Consider the following 22,582-nt stretch of genomic DNA (forward strand, 5'->3'; position numbering starts at 1 on the left):
TCGAACGAGGGGCTCATCGGTCTGTCGTACGAGGCCTCATACCAGAGTGGGACGCTCTGCGGGGGTCTTTGGCAACTGCCCACCGCACATGATGCGCGGGCGACTACTGTCAGTGTCCGTCGGGCGACGCAGAACCAGTTCACCGGTGCTGCCGACCGGCCGCGATGGCGCATGCCCGTATCGCGCGGCACCGCGCGCCAGGGCATCCGACCGACGGACCAGTACACGGACCAGTACGAGGACACCGATGTCACACCTCCGCGCACCGGCCGCACGCGCAGACCGCCGTGAAGGCGGACGGCACGGGCGACCGGTCGCCCGCACTGCCCCCGCACTGCCCGAGGCACACATACGGTCCCAACTGCTGCGCCTCGCCGTCCTGCCGCCCGTCGCGGTCGCCCTCGGCGGCTGCGCGGCCGTGCTGTTCACCGTCCGCTCCACCGGCGTACGGACCGGTCTCACCCTGTGGGCCGTCCTCGCCGGGGCGGCATGCGTGGCCCTCGCCGGCATCGTGATCGCCGCCGTGGCCGCCCGGCGCGCCGCCCGGTCGGTGCACGAACGCGTCGCCGCGCTGCGCCGCGGCAGCACACGGCGCGAGGCCGACCTGCGCGCCCTCGTCGAAGGACTCCGGCGCGGCGAGGCGCCGCCCCCGCTCGCCCCGCACGGCGCACCGCCCGAGGACGCCGACGACTTCGACCTGCTCGCCGCCGACCTCACCCGCCTGCACGACGGCGCCGTCACCGCCGTCGTGCAGGCCGCGCAGCTCTCCAGCCAGACCGGCAGCGAACAGAAACTCGAAGTCTTCGTCAACCTGGCCCGCCGGCTGCAGTCCCTGGTGCACCGCGAGATCGCCCTCCTTGACGACCTCGAGAACGAGATCGAGGACCCCGACCTGCTCAAGAGCCTGTTCCACGTCGACCACCTCGCCACCCGGACCCGGCGCCACGCCGAGAACCTGGCCGTGCTCGGCGGTGCCGTCTCGCGGCGGCAGTGGAGCAACCCGGTCTCCATGACCGAGGTGCTGCGCTCGGCGATCGCCGAGGTGGAGCAGTACTCGCGGGTCAAACTCGTCCCGCCGATCGACGGCACCCTGCGCGGCCACGCCGTCGCCGACGTGATCCACCTGCTCGCCGAACTCGTCGAGAACGCCACGGTGTTCTCCGCCCCGCACACCCAGGTGCTGCTGCGCGCCAGCCTCGTCACGTCCGGGCTCGCCGTCGAGGTCGAGGACCGCGGCCTCGGCATGCCGGTCGACGAGCAGGCGCGGATGAACCAGCTGCTCCACGACCCCGACCAGGTCAATGTGGCCCGCCTGCTGGCGGACGGCCGCATCGGGCTGTACGTCGTCTCCCAACTCGCCCGCCGGCACGGGATCGAGGTGCGCCTGCAGTCCAACATCTACGGGGGCGTGCAGGCCGTGCTCGTCGTACCCCAGGAGCTGCTGGGCGCGGCCGCGGGTTCGGGTGGCGAAGCGGAGGAGAACACGGGGCGAGCTGCCGGCGCGGCCGGGGGCACGGGGACGGGCACGGCACCCTCGCCCGCACCGCAGCCCCGGCACCAGCCGGTCCACCAGCGCGCCCACAACGGGCAGGACGTCCACGTCCGCCCGGGCACGCACTCCGCCGCCTTCCCCGACCAGGGTGCGCACCCCGACCCCGGCGCTCACCCCGCCCCCCTCCCCACCCGTGGCCCGCGTACCGAGCGGGTGAACCCCGCGGACGCGGCTCCCGGCATCCGTGCCGAGGACCGGCCGGTCGTCGCCGAGCGGGAGGGGGTGCCGCCCGTGCCCCGGCACGGCGGTGTCGTGCGCGGCACCATGGGCAAGCCCCGGCTGCCCCGGCGCCGCGCGCAGGAACACATCGTCCCCCAGCTGCGCGGCGGCCCCGTACCGCGCCAGGACGACGACCAGCCCGTCGGCCACGACCCCGGCCTGATGGCGGCCTTCCAGCGGGGCATCGGTCTCGCCGAGGCCCAGCAGAGCCTGGAGCCGGCGGGCGACCCCCAGCCCGGCCCGGTCCCCGCGGAGCCGCCCACCACGGTCGTACCCCCGCTGGACGTACGACCAGTACGACCCGTACGCGCGTCCGTGACCCCCGAGGCGATGGCCTCCGACCTCCGTTCCACCACCCGGCACGACGGGAGCGCGTCCGCCGGATGACCACCCCCGCCCCACCCCCCTGCGCTCCCGCAGACCTTCGTACCCCAAGGAGTCGATCCACCATGGCGAGCGATGCCTCCACCGGCCTCGTATCCGATCTCGACTGGCTGATGAGCGGCCTCGTGCAGCGCGTCCCCCACACCACCAGCGCGGTCCTGCTGTCCTGCGACGGCCTGGTGAAGTCGGTGCACGGCCTCGATCCCGACAGCGCCGACCACATGGCGGCGCTGGCCTCCGGCCTCTACTCCCTCGGCCGCAGCGCCGGAGTGCGCTTCGGCGACGGCGGCGACGTCCGGCAGGTGGTCGTCGAGCTGGACTCGACCCTGCTGTTCGTCACCACCGCCGGCTCCGGCACCTGTCTCGCCGTGCTCGCCGGCCGGGAGGCCGACGCGGCCGTGCTGGGCTACGAGATGGCGATGCTGGTCAAGAGCGTCCGCCCGTACCTGGTGACCGCGCCCCGGCAGCACGCCGTCGAACCCACGGCGATGAGGCCTTGAGCGCGGCGACGGCCGGCGACGGGCCCTGGCTCGATGACGCGGCCGGGCGGCTGGTGCGCCCGTTCACGGTCAGCAACGGCCGCACCCGCCCCACCGTCGCGCTCGACCTGATGTCGCAGGTGATGGCCACCGGCGCCACCGCCCTCGGCTACCTCGGCCCCGAACACGCGCAGGCCCTCGACCTGTGCCGCGCACCCGTCTCGGTCGCCGAGATCGCCGCCCATCTGAAGCTGCCGGCGGTGGTCGCCAAGGTGCTGCTGGCGGACCTCGTCGACTGCGGGGCGCTGACCACCAAGCCCCCCGCCTTCCACCACAACCCCACGGACCGGGCCCTTCTGGAGGCAGTGCTCGATGGACTACGACGACAGCTCTGAGTACGACTACACCGCCGGTCACGACGACGGCGCCGACCCCTTTCCCACCGCCCTGAAGATCCTGGTCGCGGGCGGGTTCGGGGTCGGCAAGACCACTTTCGTCGGCGCGGTCAGCGAGATCGCCCCGCTGAGCACCGAGGAGCTCCTCACCACCGTCAGCGTCGGAACCGACAACCTCGACGGCATCGAGAACAAGATGGAGACGACCGTCGCCATGGACTTCGGTCGGATCACCCTCGACTCCGACCATGTGCTGTACCTGTTCGGCACACCCGGACAGGAACGGTTCTGGTTCATGTGGGACGAGTTGTCCGAGGGCGCGCTCGGCGCGGTCATCCTCGCCGACACCCGCCGGCTGGAGGAGTGCTTCGCGGCCGTCGACTTCTTCGAGGAGCGCGGCCTCGGCTTCATCATCGCCGTCAACGAGTTCGACGGGGCGCACCGCTACGACCCCGAGGAGGTGCGGGCCGCCATCGACCTCGACCCGCGGATCCCCGTGGTCCGCTGCGACGCCCGGATCTCCGCCTCCGGTGTCCAGACCCTGCTCACCCTGGTCCGGCACCTCATCGCCCACGCCCCCTCCGTCCCCGCGCCGAGCCACGGCGCGCACCGGTGACCACCGGCCCCTACGACGCCACCACCCCCGACGACGACACCGGCCCCGACTGTCCGACCGCCCCCGACGCCCGACCGGCCCCGACCGTCCCAATGCCCCCGATCGTCCCCATGCCACTGACCGTCCCCATGTCACCCGACCTCCCCGACCTCCCCGACCGCCCATCGTCCCTTCGCCCCATCGCACGGAGCCGCACATGACATCCGCCCACAGCGACGGAGCCCGCCCATGAGCTACGACCCGCCGCGCCCGGCCGGTCGTCTGCTGCTCACCCCCGAGGACAAGGAGGCCCCCGCCCGCACCCTGCGGCTGCGCGGACTCGGTCTCGGGGAGCGCCCGGAGCCCGCCCTCGACGCCTTCGCGGCACAGCTCGCCGCGCACACCGGGGCGCCGTACGCCATGGTCAACTTCCTGCACGAGCACGGGCAGTTCTTCGCCGGTCTGCGCGCCCCGGCGGCCGGGCCCGCCGGGCCCGACGGCGGTCCCCGGCCCGTGGTCGGCCGCCATCTGCCGCGCGACCACGGCTTCTGCCCCCATGTGGTGGCCCGGCGCAAGGCGCTCGTCCTGGAGGACGTCCGCGACTATCCGCGGTTCGCGGGCAACCCGGTCGTCGACGAGTTCGGCATCCGCTCCTATCTCGGCGCCCCGCTCATCGACACCACCGGCATGGTGCTGGGCACGGTGTCCGTCGCCGACGTCGCGCCCCGCCCCTGGGGCCGCCTCGGCCTGGAGACCATCAAGTCGACGGCCGCGGATCTCGCCGCACGCCTGGAGGGCGGCCCCGCGCGTTGACCCCTCCGGGGGGTGTGAAGGAAAGCTGTGGCGCCGCTTAAGAAAACCTCGATGGACCGGGGGCATCCTCGTACGGAAGATTGCTAGGCGATTCCACACCTCTCCCCGTCCACGGGCTTATTCGGCATGCCCGCGGCCGGGATCTCACCCTCAGGAGCCGTTGCGTTGAAGGCGCTGGTCAAGGAGAAGGCGGAGCCCGGGCTCTGGCTCGCGGACGTCCCGGAGCCCGCCGTCGGACCCGGCGACGTACTGATCAAGGTGCTGCGCACCGGTATCTGCGGCACCGATCTGCACATCCGGTCCTGGGACGGCTGGGCGCAGCAGGCGATCCGCACCCCGCTCGTCGTCGGGCACGAGTTCGTCGGCGAGGTCGTCGGGACCGGCCGGGACGTCACCGACATCGCGGTCGGCGACCGGGTCAGCGGCGAGGGCCATCTGGTGTGCGGCAAGTGCCGCAACTGCCTGGCCGGACGCCGCCACCTGTGCCGGGCCACGGTCGGCCTCGGCGTCGGCCGGGACGGCGCGTTCGCCGAGTACGTGTCGCTGCCCGCGTCCAACGTGTGGGTACACCGGGTGCCGGTGGACCTCGACGTCGCGGCGATCTTCGACCCGTTCGGCAACGCGGTGCACACCGCGCTGTCGTTCCCGCTGGTGGGCGAGGACGTGCTGATCACCGGCGCCGGCCCGATCGGTCTGATGGCCGCCGCGGTGGCCCGGCACGCCGGTGCCCGCAACGTGGTGATCACCGATGTCAGCGAGGAGCGCCTGGAGCTGGCCCGCAAGATAGGGGTGAGCCTCGCGCTGAACGTCTCCGGCACGACGATCGCCGACGGGCAGCGGGAGCTGGGCCTGCGCGAGGGCTTCGACATCGGACTGGAGATGTCCGGCCGCCCCGAGGCGATGCGCGACATGATCGCCAACATGACGCACGGCGGCCGGATCGCCATGCTCGGCCTGCCGTCCGAGGAGTTCCCGGTCGACTGGGCCCGGATCGTCACCTCGATGATCACCGTCAAGGGCATCTACGGCCGGGAGATGTTCGAGACCTGGTACGCCATGTCGGTGCTGCTCGAAGGCGGCCTCGACCTCGCCCCCGTGATCACCGGCCGGTACGACTACCGCGACTTCGAGGCGGCGTTCGCCGACGCGGCGAGCGGCCGCGGCGGCAAGGTCATCCTCGACTGGACCGCGTAGCAGTCCCCGTACAGCTTTAGGAGCTTCCTCGATGTTCGACTCCGTGCGCGACGACCTGCGCGCCACCCTCGACGAGATCCGCGCCGCCGGCCTGCACAAGCCGGAGCGGGTGATCGGCACCCCGCAGTCCGCGACCGTGAACGTCACCGCGGGCGGCCGTCCCGGCGAGGTCCTCAACTTCTGCGCCAACAACTACCTCGGTCTCGCCGACCACCCCGAGGTCGTCGCCGCGGCCCACGAGGCGCTGGACCGCTGGGGCTACGGCATGGCCTCCGTGCGCTTCATCTGCGGCACCCAGGAGGTGCACAAGGAGCTGGAGGCGCGGCTGTCCGCCTTCCTCGGCCAGGAGGACACGATCCTGTACTCCTCCTGCTTCGACGCCAACGGCGGTGTCTTCGAGACGCTGCTCGGCCCCGAGGACGCGGTGATCTCCGACGCCCTCAACCACGCGTCGATCATCGACGGCATCCGCCTGTCCAAGGCCCGCCGCTTCCGCTACGCCAACCGGGACCTGGAGGACCTGGAGCGCCAGCTGAAGGAGGCCTCCGACGCGCGCCGCCGCCTGATCGTCACCGACGGCGTCTTCTCCATGGACGGCTATGTGGCGCCGCTGCGGGAGATCTGCGACCTCGCCGACCGGTACGACGCCATGGTCATGGTCGACGACTCGCACGCCGTCGGCTTCGTCGGCCCCGGCGGGCGCGGCACCCCCGAGCTGCACGGCGTGATGGACCGCGTCGACATCATCACCGGCACCCTCGGCAAGGCGCTCGGCGGCGCCTCCGGCGGCTACGTCGCCGCCCGCGCCGAGATCGTCGCCCTGCTGCGCCAGCGCTCCCGGCCGTACCTGTTCTCCAACACCCTCGCCCCGGTGATCGCCGCCGCCTCGCTGAAGGTCCTCGACCTGCTGGAGGCCGCGGACGACCTGCGTGTCCGGCTCCGCGAGAACACCGCGCTGTTCCGCCGCCGGATGACCGAGGAGGGCTTCGACATCCTCCCCGGCGACCACGCCATCGCGCCCGTGATGATCGGCGACGCCGCCGAGGCGGGCCGGATGGCCGAGCTGCTGCTGGAGCGCGGCGTGTACGTCATCGGCTTCTCCTACCCGGTGGTGCCGCAGGGCCAGGCCCGGATCCGGGTCCAGCTGTCCGCCGCGCACTCCACGGACGACGTCAACCGGGCCGTGGACGCGTTCGTGGCCGCCCGCGCGGAGCTGGCCGGCTGATCCGGGCCGGTCTCCCGACCTGAGAGAATCGACCCCGTGATCGAAGCGCGGCGGCTGCACATCCTCCGTGCGGTGGCGGACCACCGCACGGTGACGGCGGCTGCCGCCGCGCTGTATCTCACGCCGTCCGCGGTCTCCCAGCAGCTGACGGCCCTGGAGCAGGAGACCGGCCACCGGCTGGTGGAGCGCGGCGCCAAGGGCGTACGGCTCACCCCCGCCGGCGAGATCCTGCTCGAACACACCAACCTCGTCCTCGCCCAGCTGGAGCGGGCCGAGGCCGAGCTCGCCGCGTACAGCTCGGGCGCGGCGGGCACGGTGACCGTCGCCGCCTTCGCGACCGGCATCGCCCAGGTCGTCGCGCCCGCCGTGGCCCGTCTCGCCCGCACCTCGCCCGGCATCGGCATCCGGGTCCAGGACGCCGAGGGCGACGCCAGCCTGCCGATGGTGCTGGACCGGCAGGTCGACGTGGCGGTGGCCGTCGAGTACCGGGGGGCGCCGCCCGCCGACGATCCCCGGCTGACGCACGTGCCGCTGTACGCGGAGCCGTTCGACGCGGTCGTCCCCGTCACCCACCGGCTCGCCGACGCCCCGGAGGTACCGCTGGCGGAGCTGGCCAAGGACCCGTGGATCGGCCCGTACCCCGGCAACCCCTGCCATGACGTGGTCGTGCTGGCCTGCGAGAGCGCCGGGTTCCAGCCGCGTCTGGAGCACTCCTCCGACGACTTCCGCGCCGTCGTGGCGCTGGCCTCGGCCGACGCGGGCGTGGCCCTCGTACCGCGCTCGGCGCTGCGCGGCATGGACCTGGCGGGGGTGGTGGTCCGGCCGGTCGACGGGGTGGCGCCCACCCGCCGGGTCTTCGCGGCCGTCCGCCGGGGCGCCGAGGAGCACCCGCTGATCCGGCCCGTGCTGGACGCGCTGCGGGCGGCCGCCGAAGGGTAGGGAACCGGTCGGCGGCCGAACGCAGTCTGGGCTGTCATGCGTGTGACGATGATCCTCCCGGCCCTGACCGAGGCGACGAGCCCGCTGTTCCGGCCCATCAAGTACTCGCTGTTCCCGCCCCTGGGCCTGGCCACCCTCGCCGGCTACCTCGACCCCGACGACGAGGTCACCCTCCACGACGAACACGTGGAGCGCCTCGACCTGGAGGCCCTGCCGACCCCCGACCTGCTGGTCGTCCAGCCGTACATCACCTCCGCCAGACGCTCCTACGAGATAGCCGACCACTTCCGTGCCCGCGGCGTGCACGTGGCCATGGGCGGACTGCACGTGACCTCGCTGCCCGAGGAGGCCGCGGCGCACGCCGACACGATCTTCACCGGCCCCGGCGAGGACACCTGGCCGCTGTTCCTGAAGGATTTCCGCGACGGCGTGCCCGCCCGCCGTTACGACTCGACGTTGCGCACCCTCGCCGGACTGCCGCCGGTCCGCCGTGACCTGATCAAGCGCCACCTGTACCTCGTCCCCAACTCGATCGTGGTGTCCCGCGGCTGCCCGCACCACTGCGACTTCTGCTACAAGGACGCCTTCTTCGAGGGCGGGAAGTCCTTCTACACCCAGGCCGTCGACGACGCCCTCGCCGAGATCGACCGGCTGCCCGGCCGCCACCTGTACTTCCTCGACGACCACCTGCTCGGCAACCGGCGGTTCGCCGAGGCGCTGTTCGACGGCATGAAGGGGATGGGCCGCCTGTGGCAGGCGGCGGGCACGGTCAGCTCCGTGCTGAAGCCGGACCTGCTGGAGCGCGCCGTGGAGGCCGGGCTGCGCAGCCTGTTCGTCGGCTTCGAGACCGTCAACGACGCCAACCTCGCCGAGCGCCGCAAGAACCAGAACATCGGCACCGACTACGCGGCGGCGGTACGGCGGCTGCACGACGCCGGGGTCATGGTCAACGCCAGCTTCGTCTTCGGCCTCGACCAGGACGGGCCGGACGTGTTCGACCGGACCGTGGCGTGGGCGGTCGACCAGGGCATCGAGACGGCGACTTTCCACATCATGACGCCGTATCCGTCGACCGGCTTGTGGAAGCAGCTGGAGTCCGAGGGGCGGATCGTGCACCGCGACTGGGACCTCTACGACACCCGCCACGTCGTCCACCGCCCCAAGGGGATGACCCCGCGTCAACTGGAGGACGGCTACTGGCGGGCGTACCGCGACTTCTACCGCTGGTCCAGCATCTGGCGCGGCTCGGCGGCGCAGCCCGGCCCGCACGAGCGGCTGCGGCACCTGGCGTACGCGGGCGGCTGGAAGAAGTTCGAGCCCGCGTGGGACCTGCTGATCCGCTCGAAGCGGGTGGTGCGGGCGCTGCCGGCGCTGGAGCGGACGCTGGCGGCGTTCGGCGGGAGGCAATGATCGGCGGCCGCCCCCTGTCTGCCTCCCACTCTGTTTCATATCCGGGATAACATCCCGGATATGAAACAGAACCTCTCCGACGCCGGGCCGGACCCCGTCGACGCCCGGCTCGGCGCCCGCCTCGCGGAGCTGCGGGCCGAACACGGCTGGTCGCTCGGCGAGCTGGCGGAGCGCAGCGGGGTCAGCCGGTCCACCCTGTCCCGCGCCGAACGGGCGGAGATCAGCCCCACCGCCGCCGTCCTGAACCGTCTGTGCAACGTCTACGGACGCACCATGTCCCGGCTGCTCAGCGAGGTCGAGGCGGAGCCCGCGCCGCTGCTGCGCGCCGCCGAACAGCCGGTGTGGGAGGACCGTGCCTCCGGGTTCGTACGGCGCTCCGTGTCGCCGCCGCACCCCGGGCTGCGCGGCGAACTCGTCGAGGGACGGCTCGCCCCGGGCGCCGACCTGGCCTACGACCGGCCGCCCGTGCCCGGCCTCGAACAGCACATCTGGGTGCTGGAGGGCGCCCTGGAGGTGACCGCGCAGGACGTCGGGCACCGTCTCGACGCCGGGGACTGCCTGCGCCTGCGGGTGTGGGGTCCGACGCGGTTCCGGTGCGCGGGTCCCCGCGAGGCGCGCTATGTGCTGGCGGTGGTGCTGCCGTGACCATCGTCCGGCTGGACGCCGGCCGACTGCGCGAGCGGGCCGACGAGTTCGCGGAGCTGCTGGTCGACACCGTGGCGGGCGGCGCCTCCGTCGGCTTCCTCGGCCCGCTCGACCCCGCCGAGGCCGCGGCCTGGTGGCGGGAGCGGGCCGCGGAGGTCGCCACCGGGCAGCTCGCCGTCTGGGCGGCGGACGACGGGGACCGGCTGGTCGGCACCGTCGGCCTCGCCTTCGCCGGCAAGGCCAACAGCCGCCACCGCGCCGAGGTGGTCAAGCTGATGGTGCGCCGCGACGGCCGCGGCCGGGGCATCGGGCGCCGCCTCCTGGCCACCGCCGAGCGGGCCGCCGCCGGGTCCGGGATCACCCTGCTCCACCTCGACACCGAGACCGACAGCCTCGCCGAGCGTCTGTACGGCTCGGCGGGCTGGACGCGGCTCGGCGCGATCCCCGACTACGCGGCGGCACCCGGCGGGGAACTGCGGCCGACGACGATCTACTACAAGCGGCTCCCCGGCGCCGCCGGTACGGCTCCCACCAGGTGAATGTCAGTGGCAGGGGCTACCGTGCGGGGCATGTCGGATGCCGAAGACGTACGCCGTATCGCCCTGTCGCTGCCGGACACCACGGAGAAGATCGCCTGGAGCATGCCCACGTTCCGGGTGGCGGGGAAGATGTTCGCCACGCTGCCCGAGGACGAGACCTCCATGGCGGTGCGCTGTCCCAAGGACGAGCGTGACGAACTGGCCCTGGCCGAACCGGAGAAGTTCTGGATCGCCGACCACGAGGCCCAGTTCGCCTGGGTGCGGGTACGGCTCGCCGCGCTGGAGGACGAGACGGAACTGCGGGACATCCTCGCCGACTCCTGGCGGCAGGCGGCCCCGCCCCGACTCCTGGACTCCCACCCGCAGTTGGGGCTGCCGGCCGCGGAGTGAAAATCCCTTGGGCGCGCCCGGCCGCCGTGGCATGATCCCCGGGCCCGAGTGGGGGCCGGGGAGGGAGTGGGCCAGTGACGTCCGGGACACCGTCGCAGGGGGAGGGCCGGGGAAGCGGGGCGAGCGGGGGAGGCACGGCGACCGGCACCGGTAGCGAAGCCGTCCCCGGCCCCGGCTCGCACGGCTTGTGGTCACGTGACTTCGGCCTGTTCTTCGTCGCCCGCGCCGTCGCCCGGCTCGGCGACACCATGCCGCCGGTCGCCCTGGCCGCGGGCCTGCTCCAGCACGGGTACGGAGCCGGCGCGGTCGGCCTGGCGATGGCCGCGACCGCCGCCACCTTCGCCGGGCTCGTCGTCTTCGCCGGGGTGATCGCCGACCGGTTCGCCACCCGCACGCTGATGATCTGGGCCGACCTGGTCCGCCTCGGCACCCAGGCCGTCGCGGCGGGGCTGTTCCTCGCCGACCACGTGGTCCTCTGGGAGATCTGCGCGATCGGCCTGGTCAACGGCGCCGCGGGGGCCCTCTTCCAGCCCGGCGTGGCCAGCATGGTGCCCCGCCTCGCCGCGGACGTCCAGGGTGCCAACGGGGCGATCCGGGTCGCCGAGTCGGTCGCCCAGCTCGCCGGACCCGCCGTCGCCGGCCTGCTCGTCGGCTTCGCCTCACCCGGCGGGGTGTTCGCCGCCCACGCCGCCACCTACGCGATCAGCGCCCTGTGCCTCCTGCTGCTGCGCCTGCCCCCGCTCGCCCCCGACAGCCGCCCCACCGGTCACGCGGCGGGCACCTTCCGGGCGGACCTGGTCGAGGGCTGGCACGAGTTCCGCTCCAGGACCTGGCTGTGGGGCGTGATCGCCGTCTGGTGCCTCTACATGATCGCCGTCTGGGGGCCGACCGGTCCCCTGGTGGCCACCGAGGTGGTGCGCGACCACGGGCCGCGCGCCTACGGCCTGGTCAACTCCGCCCTCGGCGCCGGCACCGTCGTCGGCGGACTCCTCGCCCTGCGGCTGCGGCCCCGCCGGATGCTGCGCGCCGGCGCGATCGCCCTGACCGGCTTCGCCGGGTACCCGCTCGCCGTCGGCCTCGGACTCGGCGTCCCCGCCATGGCGGCCGGGGCCGCGGTCGCCGGGGCCGGGCTGTCGTTCTGGGGCGTGATGTGGGCGACGACCGTGCAGACACAGGTCCAGCCGGACGTCCTCAACCGCATCCACGCCTACGACGTGGCCGGCTCGCTGGCGATGATGCCCGTCGGCCAAGCCCTAGCGGGACCGGCGGCCTCCGTGCTCGGCGCGCGGCAGGTGCTGCTGGTCGCCGGGGCGATGAGCTTCGTCGTCGTGATCTCCCTGCTGTCGGTACGGGCGATCCGCGGCCTCGTCCGCGTCGACACCCCCTCCGCGTCCCGCACGCCCACGCCCCCGGGAAAGCCCGCCCTCCGCCGCTGAGGCACGCGCCCACCGATAAAGGGGTGCGCGAGCACCGACCCGAGTGCGGTATTGTTTCTCTGCGCGTTCGGCCAGGGGAAACCCCAGGTCAGACGGCATCGGGACGTGGCGCAGCTTGGTAGCGCACTTGACTGGGGGTCAAGGGGTCGCAGGTTCAAATCCTGTCGTCCCGACTTGTGAGAGTCGAAGGCCGAAGGCCGATTCGGAGATCCGAATCGGCCTTCGGTCATTCCGGGAGGCCGCTTTCGGCGGTCGCGTCGAGGAGGGCCCTCCGGCACGCGCGGCCGCGTGTCCCTGCTCGACGAGACGCACGTGGAGCAGCAGGTCGGTGGACGCGGGCCTGCAGGGCGGGAAGGGCCGCCCTCACCGTCGTCTGGCTGGGCGGCTACGTGCTCCTGCCGGCCAAGGCCCGGCAGGTCCTCGAAAGGCCGGGGACCCGCCGCGCGCTCGGACGGACCACGGGCGTCGTGCTGATCGGCTTCGGCCTCGTGGTCGCGACCGGCTCGTGACAGCTCCGCACGCGTGACGGCCCTACCCGGTTTCCCGCAGATAGGCGCGGACCGTCTCCGGCAGCCGGTAGCGGGGTCCGTCGGCGCCGTCCTCCAGCAGCACCAGCGAGCGGTCCACCAGCCGGGACAACACGTCCAGGGCCGAGTCCGGCAGCCCCTCCCCGGCGGCGGTCTTCTCGACGTCCGCGAGCGCGTGGCCGTCGTCGCCCCCGCCCAGCAGGCGCAGGAGGGCCCGCTCGGGAGGGGAGAGCAGCGCCCAGCTCCACTCCAGCGTGGCGCGCAGGGTCCGCTGCCGCGCGGGGCCGGCGCGCCGGCCCGTCGTGGTGAGTACGGCGAACAGGTCGGCGTCGAGCCGGGCGGCCAGCTCGGCGGCGCCGAGGGCGCGCAACCGGGCGGCGGCCAGTTCCAGGGCGAGGGGCAGCCCGTCCAGCCGCCGGCAGATCGCGGCGACGGCCGACGCGTTGCCGGGGCCCAGCCGGAAGCCCGTGGGCGCGAGGTCGGTGAACAGTTTCACCGCGTCGTACGAAGGCAGTTCGGCCGGGGGCGTCCGCGGCGGCGGCGTGCTGAGCGGCGGTACGGTCCACACGCGTTCGCCGGGCACGCCGAGCGGTTCCCGGCCGGTGGCGAGGACGCGCAGGCCGGGCTCCGCGCGCAGCAGGCCCTCGGTCACCTCGGCGACCGCCTCGACGACGTGCTCGCAGGTGTCCAGGAGGAGCAGAGAGGGCCGGGCGGCCCGGGCGCGGGCGATCAGGGCGGACACCGACTCCGGAGTGGCGGACGACGGGTCCGGTCCGGCCAGGTCGACGTACCCGACGTCCTCCGCGCCGAAGGCGCGCACCACCTCCAGGGCGAGGCTCGTCTTGCCGACCCCGCCCGGCCCGGTCAGCGTCACCAGCCGGGCCGACGCGAGCAGCGACCGTATCTCGGCCACCGCGTCCACCCGGCCGACGAGCGGGGCCACGACGGCCGGCAGCGGCGCGACGGGCGGGGCGACGGTGCCCGGCGCGGAGTCGTGCTGCCGGAGGATCGCCTCGTACTGGGCACGCACCTCGGGGCCCGGATCCACGCCCAGTTCGTCGGCCAGGCGGGCGCGCAGCCGCTCGTAGGCGGCCAGGGCCTCGCTCTGCCGGCCCGCCAGGTACAGGGCGCGCAGGTGGGCGGCGTGCAGGCGTTCGCAGAGCGGGTGATGGGCGAGCAGGGCGCTGAGTTCACCGGCCAGCGTGTCGTGCTCGCCGAGGTCGAGGCGGGCCTGCGCGTGCGCCTCCAGCACGGTCACCCGCTCGTCCTCGAGCCGGACGATCGCCGTGCGCGCGAAGTCCTCGTCCGACACGTCGGCGTACGCGGGCCCCCGCCACAGGCCCAGCGCGTCCGCCAGCAGGGCCGTCCGGTCGCGGGGGCCGCCGGCCTCGCGGGCGCGGGCGGCCAGCGCGCGGAACGTGCCCGCGTCGACCGCGTCGGGGGAGACGGCGAGCAGGTAGCCGGGCGGCTGCCGGACGACCAGGTTCCGGCCGCCGGGCTCGCCCGCCTCCAGCGCCCGGCGCAGCTGGGAGACGCGGGTCTGCAGCGCGGCGGCCGGGTTGCGGGGGAGCCGGTCGCCCCACAGGCCCTCGATCAGCCGGTCCGCCGGCACCGGCCGGCCCTCGGCGAGCAGCAGGTGTGCGAGCAGCGCCCGCACCTTCGCCTCCGGCACATGCACCGGCAGGCCGTCCTCCGTCCACACGGCCAGTGGGCCGAGCACCCCGAAACGCACGCCTGAACGATAGCCGGACCGCCGATCAAGGACCTGCAGAGAACCCGAAGAAGACCTGAAGTGGCCTCCGGCACCGTTCGGAACATCAGCGACGACGTCACAACGTCAACACGCCGCGAACACCGAAGGGTTGAGCCATGACCGCGTACACCGCTTCCACCCCCGCCGTCAGCCGGGAGATCCACCTCGCCGCCCGGCCGCACGGCACGCCGGCGCCCGGCGACTTCCGGCTGGTGCGCACCGAGGTGCCCGAGCCGGGCGACGGGCAGGTCCTGGTCCGCAACACCTGGATGTCCGTGGACCCGTACATGCGCGGACGGATGGACGACACCCCCTCCTACGTCGCCCCGTTCGAGGTGGGCCGGGTGCTGGAGGGCCACGCCGTCGGCGAGGTGGTGGCCTCGCGCAGCCCGGCCGTCCCGGTGGGCGCGACGGTGGCGCACTTCGCGGGCTGGCGCGAGTACGCCCTGCTCGCCGCCGCCGACGTCGCCGTCCTCGACGTGACGGACTCCCGCCCCCAGGACCACCTGCACGTCCTCGGCCAGACCGGCTTCACCGGCTATCTGGCCGTCACCGAGACCGCTCCGGTCCGGCAGGGCGACGTGGTGTTCGTCTCCGGGGCCGCCGGCGCGGTCGGCAGCGTCGCCGGACAACTGGCCCGGAAATTCGGCGCGTCACGCGTCGTCGGCTCGGCGGGCGGGCCGGACAAGACCCGGGCCCTGACGGAGGAGTTCGGCTTCGACGCGGCCCTCGACCACCGTGCCGGGCCCCTCGCCGAGCAGCTGGCCGAGGCGGCGCCCGACGGCATCGACGTGTACGTCGACAACGTCGGCGGGGACCACCTCCAGGCCGCGATCGGCGCCCTGAACAGCGGGGGCCGGGTGGCCCTGGTCGGCATGATCAGCGGCTACAACGCCACCGGCCCGGTGCCGGGCCCCGCCAACCTCTACGACGCGGTGCTCAGGCAACTCACCCTGCGCGGACTGCTGGTGACCGCCCACCTGGACCGGCTCCCCGACTACGCCGCCCGCGCGGCCCGCTGGCTGGGCGACGGCAGCCTGCGCACCAAGGAGACGGTCGTGGAGGGCGTCGAGCACGCGCCGGAGGCGTTCCTCGGCGTGCTGAGCGGCGCCAACACCGGGAAGATGCTGGTCCGTCTCTGAGTCGTCGGCCCCCGATTTCCGTACGCATCCCGTACGCACGAGTACGGATCGAGCGCCGGATGGGAGGATATGGCCGTCATGACTGCAGGGTGGGGTGCGCGCACGGTGCGGGCCGCGGTGTTCGCGGCCGTCTGTGTGCTGCTCGCCGCCCTGGGCCACGTCCTCATGTCCGGCCGGCACGTGCCCGGCTGGACACTGGCCGGCGGTCTCGCCGCGACCGGTGCCGTGGGCTGGGGCCTGGCCGGGCGCGAGCGCGGGCTGCCGCTGATCACGACCGTCGTGGTCGCCGCCCAGACCGCGCTGCACTCGGTGTTCTCCCTCGCCCAGTCCGGGACACCGGACCTCGGGCACACCGCGCACATGGCCCAGATGGGGCACATGTCGCACGCGGGGCACACGGGCGGACCGGCGACCGTTCCCGACCCGTCCGGTGCCTCGTCCTCCGGGATGCTCGCCGCCCACCTCCTGGCAGCCCTGCTGTGCGGGCTGTGGCTCGCGCACGGCGAACGCGCCGCGTTCCGCATCCTGCGCGCCGTCGCCGGATGGCTGGCGGCACCGCTGCGGCTGCCGCTCGCCCTGACCGTCGTACCCGACCGGCCCCGTCCGCGCGTGCGGCGGCGCCGAGCGGACCGCTCACCGCGCCGCCTCCTCCTCGTCCACGCGATCACCTCCCGGGGTCCGCCGCAGGGGACCGCTGTCGTCTGACGACAGCCGGTTCCCCCGGGCCGCCCGAGTGCGCCCCGGGCCCCGGCCGTACGCCCGCGCAGGGCGGTACGGCCGCTTTCCCCTGTGACGAGAAGGACACCCGGTGATCACTTCTGCCCTGCCCGCCTCGCCCGAGCGGGCCGAGAAACGCGTCCGCGCCGACAGGCCCGAAGGGGCCGACGAGTCGATAACCGCCTGGGCGCTCGCCGCCCGCGGCGGCGACCCGGCGGCCGTCGACCGGTTCGTACGCGCCCTCCACCGCGACGTGCAGCGCTACGTCGCCCACCTCTGCGCCGACCCCCAGGCGGTCGACGACCTCGCGCAGGACACGTTCCTGCGCGCGCTCGGGAGTCTGCACCGCTTCGAGGGCCGCTCCTCGGCGCGCTCCTGGCTGCTGGCCATCGCCCGCCGGGCCGTCGTCGACAGCTACCGGTACGCCGGGACCCGGCCGCGGCTGTACGACGCCGCGGACTGGCGGCCGGTCGCCGAGCGGGCGCAGCCGTGCGGCCTGCCGGGCTTCGACGACGGGGTGGCGCTGCTCGACCTGCTGGCCGCGCTGCCCGACGAGCGCCGGGAGGCGTTCGTCCTCACCCAGCTGCTGGGCCTGCCGTACGAGGAGGCCGCCAGGCGCGTCGGCTGCCCGGTCGGCACCCTGCGCTCCCGGGTCGCCCGGGCCCGCGCCACCCTGATCGGCCTGCTCGCGGCAGCGGCGTGACGGTACCGGGCCGGGCGGCGCGCGGTACTCGCGTCCGCCGCCCGGCCCGGAGTCCCGTCCCGAGACCGGTCCGCTCAGCGGCGGCTGCGCACCTTGCCGTCCCGGGGCGCCGGGATGAACTGCAGCTCCAGCGTCGCCGGCGGCTCGGCCACGCCGGGGCCGCCCGCCTCCGCCCAGCGCAGCAGCTCGTCGGTGGAGTCGTCGTCCGACGCGAAACCCACCCACACCGCGCGTCCCCCGGCCCGCCGCCCGGCGCCGGACGGCTGCACGACGACGACGTTCGCCTGGTCGCACGGTCCGAGGCAGTCCGTGACGCGCACCGCGAACCGGCCGCCGGAGTCCGCCGCGGCGGCCCGCAGCCGCTCCAGCTGCCAGGCGTGGTCGGCGCCGGGGTGTTTGCGGGCGTTGCCGCAGCAGCAGCCCCGGCACACGACGAGCGTGCAGGGCCGGGGCGCGAACCTGAGGGTGGCGGAGGTGCTCAAAGCGCCAGGCCCACGTGGGCGAGGGCCTGCTTGAGCAGGACGCCGTGCCCGCCCGGCATCTCGCTCTGCACCGCCTCCGACGCCGCCTCGTGGGGGCTGAACCAGACCAGGTCGAGGGCGTCCTGCCGGGGCCGGCAGTCGCCGGTGACCGGGACGATGTAGGCGAGGGACACCGCGTGCTGACGCGGGTCGTGGTACGGGGTGATGCCCTGGGTCGGGAAGTACTCGGCGACCGTGAAGGGCTGGAGCGAGGCCGGCACCCGGGGCAGCGCGACCGGACCGAGGTCCTTCTCCAGGTGGCGCAGCAGGGCGTCCCGGACGCGTTCGTGGTGCAGCACCCGGCCGGAGACCAGGGTGCGGCTGACCGTGCCGTCCGGCCCGATGCGCAGCAGCAGTCCGATGCTGGTGACCTCACCGCTGTCGTCCACGCGGACCGGCACCGCCTCGACGTACAGGATCGGCATGCGGGCGCGGGCCAGTTCGAGTTCGTCGGGTGTCAGCCAACCGGGCGTGGTTTCGGTCATGTCAGACATTGCTTGATCATACTTTCAGATCGCGTCGGAAAACCGGTAGACCCGGCGGGCGTTGTCCCCTCCCGCCCACCGGGCGATCCGCAGGGCGTCGGGCAGGCTCAGCTCGTCGGCGGCCACCCGCTCCTCGAGCAGTCCGGCCAGTCCCCGCCGGAAGGCGAGCGCGCCGAGCGTGTAGAACTCGGCCACACCGTAGGCGTCCGAGCTGTACAGGAGTTTGCGGAACGGGGTGATCTCCATCGCCTCGGCGAGGACCGCGCCCGCCCGGGCCGGACCGACGTGCGTGAGGGTCAGGCCGACGTCGAGGTACACCTGCTCGAACACCGACGCCAGGTACGCGGCCTGCCGGTGGTAGGGCCAGCAGTGCAGGAGCAGCACCGGAACCGTGCCCGCGGTCAGGCGCAGCCAGTCGGTCAGCAGGGCGGGGTCGGCGCGGTGCAGCCGCAGGTCGGCGTCGCCGAACCCGGTGTGCAGCTGGAGCGGCACGCCGAGGTCGACGGCGGTCCACAGCACGTGCCGTACCAGTACGGGGTCGGCGAGTCGTCCGCCGCCCGCCGCGAGCCACCGGCGGGCGGCGGCGGTGACCTCGGCGTCGGCGGGCCGCACCGGGTCGAGGGCGAAACCGGTGCGGTAGGCGGCCACCAACTTCACCGCCACCACACCGGGCCGCCGCACCGCCTCCCACGCGGCCGAGCGGAACGCCTCGGCGTACGCGTCGGGCTCCACACCGGCCGCCGCCACCGCCTCCGCGACCCGCTCCAGCCGTACGACCTCGAAGGCGACGGCGCCGGCGGCGGCCGCCAGTCCGGCCGGGGCGGTCAGGTCCGGCGGCCCGTACCCGGTGTCCACGCAGAGGACGCCCGTCCCCGAGGCGGCCAGCAGGCGCCGGTTGACCTCCGCCGCGCCCATTTCCGTCCGCCGGGCCAGGTACTCGTCGGGCGGGGCGTGGCGCGGCAGGTCCAGCAGGGGAGCGCAGTGACGGCGGACGGCCACCCCGGCGGGGCTGTCGAAGGGGGAGACGCCGGGCCAGGCGTCGCCCTCTGTGAGCAGGGACTCGAAGCGGTCCCGGCCAAGGGCCCCGGTGACGACGCCGTGGCAGTGGTGGTCGACGAGCGGCAGCGCGGCGAGGGCCTCCTCGACCGGTCCGGGCCCCGCCATGTCAGTACACCCACCGGTAGGCGGCGGCCACCCGCGCGTCGTCCAGCCCGGCCACGGCGGCGATCTCCCCCTCCCGTACGGCGATCACCGCGTCCGCGAGGACCGGCCCGAGCACCTGCCGCAGCTTGGCGTCCCGCCGGAACTCCGCCACCGACCCGGCCAGCGAGACCGGCAGCCGGCGCACCCCGCGGGCCGCCGCCTCGTCGGCGCCCAGCCGGGCCGGATCGTCCGTGGTCTCCTCGGGCAGGGACCCGCCCGCCGTGACGCCGTCCAGACCGGCGGCGATCACACAGCCGAGGGCGAGATACGGGTTGGCGGCCAGGTCGACCGGTTTGACCTCCAGGTTCGCCGCGCGGTCGCGGAGCCCGGCGGTGCCGGTGACGACCCGCAGCGCGCACTCCCTGGCCTCCCGGCCCCACGCGGTGAACACGCCCGCCCACCGGGACGGCCGCAGCCGCAGCGCGCTGGCCGGACTCGGCGCGGTCACGGCCGTCAGCGCCGGCAGCCGGTCCAGGATCCCGGCCGCGAAGGCCTCCGCCTCGGCCGTCATCCCGTACCGGCCGGGGCCGCCCGCGTGGAGGTTGGCGTCCCCGCGCCAGGCCGAGAGGTGGATGTGGCCGCCGTTGCCGACGCCGTCGGCGACGACGGCGGGGGAGAAGGACACCCTCAGCCCGTGCCGCCGGGCCACCGCCCGGATCGTCTGCCGCACCAGGACACTGCGGTCGGCCGCCGCCACCGGGTCCAGCGCGCCCACCGAGATCTCGAACTGCCCGGGCGCGTACTCCGGGTGCACCTGCTCGACGTCCACGCCCTGCGCCGCGCACGCGGCCAGCAGCTCGGCCAGGCACTCGCTCAGCTCGACCTGCCGGGTGGCACCGTAGGCCGGGCCCGACACGGCCGGGACGAACTCACCCTCGGGCGCCGAGGCCGGTCCCACCGACCACTCGATCTCCACGGCCGCGCGGAACGTCAGCCCGTGCTCCCGTCCGGCCCGCTCGACGACCCGCCGCAGGAACGTGCGCGAGCAGGCCGGATGCGGCTCGCCCTCCTGCGTGATCCGGTCCACGGGCGCCCACGCCCAGCCGGGCTGCGCGGCGAGCACCGTCAGCCGGTCCAGGTCGGGGTAGAGGCGCAGATCGCCGTCGGGGGAGCCGAGCACGTCGGTGCGGACGGTCGAGTCGTCGGCCAGGAACGTGTCGAACACCGGGGACATGCCGACACCCCAGGCCGCGGCGTCGGCGAGCCGCGCGGTCGGGATCGTCTTCACCCGGGTGACGCCCGCCGTGTCGACGTACGCCAGCACGATCCCGTGCACGTCCCGCCCGGACAGTTCGCGCTCCAGCGCGCCGGCCCGCTCCACGTCCCCGGGACGGCCGCCGGGGACCGGGTCGGTGGTGGTCATACGTCCTCCTCGACGGGCTCGGCCGGGCCGTTGCGGGGTCAGGGTTTCACGGCCACCGCGCCGAACTGCGGGACCACGACGGGCGCCGCGGACTCCGCCCGCCACCGCGAGCACGACACCAGCCCCGGCTCCAGGAACTCCAGTCCGTCGAAGAACGCGGCGATGTCCGCGCGGCTGCGGGCGGTGATCGGCGGCGTGGCGTTCTCGTTCCAGAATTCCATCGCCGGGATCTGGCCCTCGCCGCCCAGCTCGGGCTCGAACGTCGGATGGGTGAGGACGAGGAAGCTGCCGGAGGGCACCGCCGCCATGACCCGGCGGGCGATCTCCCGCGCCTTGTCGGTGTCGAGGACGAAGTTGAGGATGCCCAGCATCATCACGGCGACCGGCCGGGTCAGGTCCAGGGTGCGGGCGGCGCGCTCCACGATGGCGTCCGGGTCGTGGACGTCGGCGTCGACGTAGTCGGTGACGCCCTCGGCCGCGCCGGTCAGCAGGGTCCGGGCATGCATCAGCACGATCGGGTCGTTGTCGACGTACACGATCCGCGAGTCGGGGGCGACCCGTTGGGCGATCTCGTGGGTGTTGTCCGCGGTGGGCAGCCCGGTGCCGATGTCCAGGAACTGCCGCACCCCGCGCTCCGCCGCCAGGAACCGCACCGCCCGGCCGAGGAACTCCCGGTCCGCCCGGGCGACGTCCCGGATCACCGGGAACATCGAGGCCACCTGGTCGCCGACCCGGTGGTCGACCTCGTAGTTGTCCTTGCCGCCGATCCAGTAGTTCCAGACCCGGGCGTTGTGCGCCACGGAGGTGTTCAGGCGCGCCGTTCCCTCCGCCGGGGTGGGGGCCTCGCTCACGTCGCTTCCTCTCCTCGCCCGTACGCGGTCCCCGCCATTGTGCCGCGCCCATGATCAGGGCGTCCCGGGAACCGGGGGAGTGGGCGTTCACTCGGGCGGGTGCACATCCCCGGGTAGGGTTGACAGTCGTCCACCGAACGACAACAGGCTGCCGTCGCAGGAAGCAGGACATGCCGTACTCGCACTCGCCCCTCCCCACCGCCGCCGACGCCCCCGCCGCTCCCCCCGCCGACATCCGGCTCGTCGTCACCGACATGGACGGCACGCTCCTGGACGACGACAAGCGCGCCCCGGACGGACTGTGGGAGACGCTGGGGCTGCTGCGCGAGCGCGGGGTGGTGTTCAGCCCGGCGAGCGGCCGCCAGTATGCCACCCTGGCACGCGAGTTCGCGCGCGCCGCCGACGGCATGGTGTTCATCGCGGAGAACGGCACCTACGTGGTGCGCGACGGCGTCGAGCTGAGCTCCGACCCGCTGGCCCCGGACGTCGTCGCCGAGATCGTCGCGGCGGTACGGCGGCTCGCCGGCTCGGGCGTGGACCTGGGCGCCGTCGTCTGCGGCAAGAAGTCCGCCTACGTCGAACGGTCCGACGAGCCGTTCCTCGCCGAGGTGCGCCGCTACTACGTGGAGAACCGGGTCGTCGAGGACGTCACCGCCGTCGACGACGACATCCTCAAGGTCGCCCTCTACGACTTCGGCCCCGCCGAACGCACCACCGCGCCCGCGCTCGCCGCCTTCGCCGGGACCCACCAGGTCGTCGTCTCCGGCGAACACTGGGTCGACGTGATGAACCGCACCGCCGACAAGGGCGCCGCCGTCCGCCGGCTCCAGCGCGAGCTGGGCATCACCCCGGCGCAGACCATGGTGTTCGGCGACTACCTCAACGACCTGCAGATGATGGACACCGCCGAGTGGTCCTTCGCCATGGCCAACGCCCACCCGGACGTCATCCGCCGGGCCCGCCATCTCGCGCCGTCCAACAACGAAGACGGCGTGCTGCGCACGATCAGGCGCGTGCTGGGGCTGCCGCCGGGCGACACGGCTCTCCGAGGGCCGCGGGCTGCGCCGGGCGTGCCCCGTCGCGCCACGTGATGCGCCGGTGC

23 protein-coding genes and 1 tRNA gene are annotated in these 22,582 nt (G+C 74.1%); 18 read left to right on the forward strand and 6 right to left on the reverse strand.

What is annotated here, in order from left to right; all coding sequences use genetic code 11:
- Positions 1-247: 247 nt before the first annotated feature.
- From AMK31_RS32370 to AMK31_RS32435, 14 genes are all read left to right on the forward strand, one after another.
- Positions 248-2,158: a sensor histidine kinase gene (locus tag AMK31_RS32370; protein WP_073944289.1), complete on the forward strand. Its 1,911-nt coding sequence runs from the start codon at positions 248-250 to the stop codon at positions 2,156-2,158.
- Between the two features lie 62 nt (positions 2,159-2,220).
- Positions 2,221-2,655 carry a roadblock/LC7 domain-containing protein gene (locus tag AMK31_RS32375; RefSeq protein ID WP_073944290.1) on the forward strand — a complete coding sequence of 145 codons (435 nt, stop codon included), beginning with the start codon at positions 2,221-2,223 and terminating at the stop codon, positions 2,653-2,655.
- A complete protein-coding gene (locus AMK31_RS32380) occupies positions 2,652-3,029 on the forward strand; it encodes a DUF742 domain-containing protein (protein ID WP_073944291.1) in 378 nt (125 codons plus the stop codon). The genes AMK31_RS32375 and AMK31_RS32380 overlap by 4 nt, the downstream gene beginning before the upstream one ends.
- Positions 3,007-3,645: a GTP-binding protein gene (locus tag AMK31_RS32385; protein ID WP_073944292.1), complete on the forward strand. Its 639-nt coding sequence runs from the start codon at positions 3,007-3,009 to the stop codon at positions 3,643-3,645. Before AMK31_RS32380 ends, AMK31_RS32385 begins: the two co-directional genes overlap by 23 nt.
- 228 nt (positions 3,646-3,873) lie before the next feature.
- Positions 3,874-4,437: a GAF domain-containing protein gene (locus AMK31_RS32390; protein WP_073944293.1), complete on the forward strand. Its 564-nt coding sequence runs from the start codon at positions 3,874-3,876 to the stop codon at positions 4,435-4,437.
- 165 nt (positions 4,438-4,602) lie between these two features.
- A complete protein-coding gene (gene tdh / locus AMK31_RS32395) occupies positions 4,603-5,631 on the forward strand; it encodes an L-threonine 3-dehydrogenase (RefSeq protein WP_073944294.1) in 1,029 nt (342 codons plus the stop codon).
- Positions 5,632-5,662: 31 nt separating this feature from the next.
- Entirely contained in the window at positions 5,663-6,856 is a 1,194-nt protein-coding gene (locus AMK31_RS32400; protein WP_073944295.1) for a glycine C-acetyltransferase, read from the forward strand.
- A 36-nt stretch (positions 6,857-6,892) separates the two neighbouring features.
- Positions 6,893-7,795 (forward strand): LysR family transcriptional regulator, encoded by a 903-nt coding sequence (locus AMK31_RS32405; RefSeq protein ID WP_073944296.1) that lies wholly within the window; start codon positions 6,893-6,895, stop codon positions 7,793-7,795.
- Positions 7,796-7,831: 36 nt separating this feature from the next.
- The gene (locus tag AMK31_RS32410; RefSeq protein ID WP_073944297.1) at positions 7,832-9,205 is read left to right on the forward strand and encodes a B12-binding domain-containing radical SAM protein; all 1,374 of its coding nucleotides are present in this window, start codon (positions 7,832-7,834) and stop codon (positions 9,203-9,205) included.
- A 60-nt stretch (positions 9,206-9,265) separates the two neighbouring features.
- Positions 9,266-9,850, forward strand: coding sequence for a helix-turn-helix domain-containing protein (locus AMK31_RS32415; RefSeq protein ID WP_073944298.1), 585 nt, complete (start codon positions 9,266-9,268; stop codon positions 9,848-9,850).
- Entirely contained in the window at positions 9,847-10,389 is a 543-nt protein-coding gene (locus AMK31_RS32420; protein ID WP_073944299.1) for a GNAT family N-acetyltransferase, read from the forward strand. Before AMK31_RS32415 ends, AMK31_RS32420 begins: the two co-directional genes overlap by 4 nt.
- 30 nt (positions 10,390-10,419) lie before the next feature.
- The gene (locus tag AMK31_RS32425; RefSeq protein WP_073944300.1) at positions 10,420-10,779 is read left to right on the forward strand and encodes an MmcQ/YjbR family DNA-binding protein; all 360 of its coding nucleotides are present in this window, start codon (positions 10,420-10,422) and stop codon (positions 10,777-10,779) included.
- Positions 10,780-10,964: 185 nt separating this feature from the next.
- Positions 10,965-12,215: an MFS transporter gene (locus AMK31_RS32430; protein ID WP_073944301.1), complete on the forward strand. Its 1,251-nt coding sequence runs from the start codon at positions 10,965-10,967 to the stop codon at positions 12,213-12,215.
- A 99-nt stretch (positions 12,216-12,314) separates the two neighbouring features.
- Positions 12,315-12,388 (forward strand) — tRNA-Pro (locus tag AMK31_RS32435).
- A gap of 358 nt (positions 12,389-12,746) precedes the next feature.
- On the opposite strand, the gene AMK31_RS32445 is transcribed toward AMK31_RS32435, so the two are convergent.
- Positions 12,747-14,474, reverse strand: coding sequence for an AfsR/SARP family transcriptional regulator (locus tag AMK31_RS32445; RefSeq protein WP_073944302.1), 1,728 nt, complete (start codon positions 14,472-14,474; stop codon positions 12,747-12,749).
- A 137-nt stretch (positions 14,475-14,611) separates the two neighbouring features.
- Between AMK31_RS32445 and AMK31_RS32450 the strand changes: the two genes are divergently transcribed.
- The 3 genes from AMK31_RS32450 (at position 14,612) to AMK31_RS32460 (ending at position 17,057) form a co-directional block, all read left to right on the forward strand.
- Positions 14,612-15,637 (forward strand): NADP-dependent oxidoreductase, encoded by a 1,026-nt coding sequence (locus AMK31_RS32450; RefSeq protein WP_073944303.1) that lies wholly within the window; start codon positions 14,612-14,614, stop codon positions 15,635-15,637.
- Positions 15,638-15,715: 78 nt separating this feature from the next.
- Positions 15,716-16,342 carry a hypothetical protein gene (locus AMK31_RS32455; RefSeq protein WP_073944486.1) on the forward strand — a complete coding sequence of 209 codons (627 nt, stop codon included), beginning with the start codon at positions 15,716-15,718 and terminating at the stop codon, positions 16,340-16,342.
- A 103-nt stretch (positions 16,343-16,445) separates the two neighbouring features.
- The gene (locus AMK31_RS32460; protein ID WP_079187026.1) at positions 16,446-17,057 is read left to right on the forward strand and encodes a sigma factor-like helix-turn-helix DNA-binding protein; all 612 of its coding nucleotides are present in this window, start codon (positions 16,446-16,448) and stop codon (positions 17,055-17,057) included.
- A 74-nt stretch (positions 17,058-17,131) separates the two neighbouring features.
- Here the strand turns inward: AMK31_RS32460 and AMK31_RS32465 are convergent, their stop codons facing one another.
- The 5 genes from AMK31_RS32465 to AMK31_RS32485 are packed head-to-tail and all read right to left on the reverse strand — an operon-like array spanning position 17,132 to position 21,480.
- Positions 17,132-17,539, reverse strand: a complete 408-nt coding sequence (locus tag AMK31_RS32465) for a (2Fe-2S) ferredoxin domain-containing protein (protein ID WP_073944304.1) — start codon at positions 17,537-17,539, stop codon at positions 17,132-17,134.
- Positions 17,536-18,063, reverse strand: coding sequence for an NUDIX hydrolase family protein (locus AMK31_RS32470; protein WP_073944305.1), 528 nt, complete (start codon positions 18,061-18,063; stop codon positions 17,536-17,538). Before AMK31_RS32470 ends, AMK31_RS32465 begins: the two co-directional genes overlap by 4 nt.
- 24 nt (positions 18,064-18,087) lie before the next feature.
- The gene (locus AMK31_RS32475) at positions 18,088-19,227 is read right to left on the reverse strand and encodes an amidohydrolase family protein (protein WP_073944306.1); all 1,140 of its coding nucleotides are present in this window, start codon (positions 19,225-19,227) and stop codon (positions 18,088-18,090) included.
- Between the two features lies 1 nt (position 19,228).
- Positions 19,229-20,629 (reverse strand): glutamine synthetase family protein, encoded by a 1,401-nt coding sequence (locus AMK31_RS32480; RefSeq protein ID WP_073944307.1) that lies wholly within the window; start codon positions 20,627-20,629, stop codon positions 19,229-19,231.
- A 38-nt stretch (positions 20,630-20,667) separates the two neighbouring features.
- The gene (locus tag AMK31_RS32485) at positions 20,668-21,480 is read right to left on the reverse strand and encodes an SAM-dependent methyltransferase (RefSeq protein WP_073944308.1); all 813 of its coding nucleotides are present in this window, start codon (positions 21,478-21,480) and stop codon (positions 20,668-20,670) included.
- A gap of 170 nt (positions 21,481-21,650) precedes the next feature.
- Between AMK31_RS32485 and AMK31_RS32490 the strand changes: the two genes are divergently transcribed.
- Positions 21,651-22,571, forward strand: coding sequence for a Cof-type HAD-IIB family hydrolase (locus tag AMK31_RS32490; RefSeq protein ID WP_073944309.1), 921 nt, complete (start codon positions 21,651-21,653; stop codon positions 22,569-22,571).
- The last annotated feature ends 11 nt before the right edge of the window (positions 22,572-22,582 follow it).

Origin of the sequence: Streptomyces sp. TSRI0107 (genome assembly GCF_001905845.1) — a bacterium.
Classification (GTDB): Bacteria; Actinomycetota; Actinomycetes; order Streptomycetales; family Streptomycetaceae; genus Streptomyces.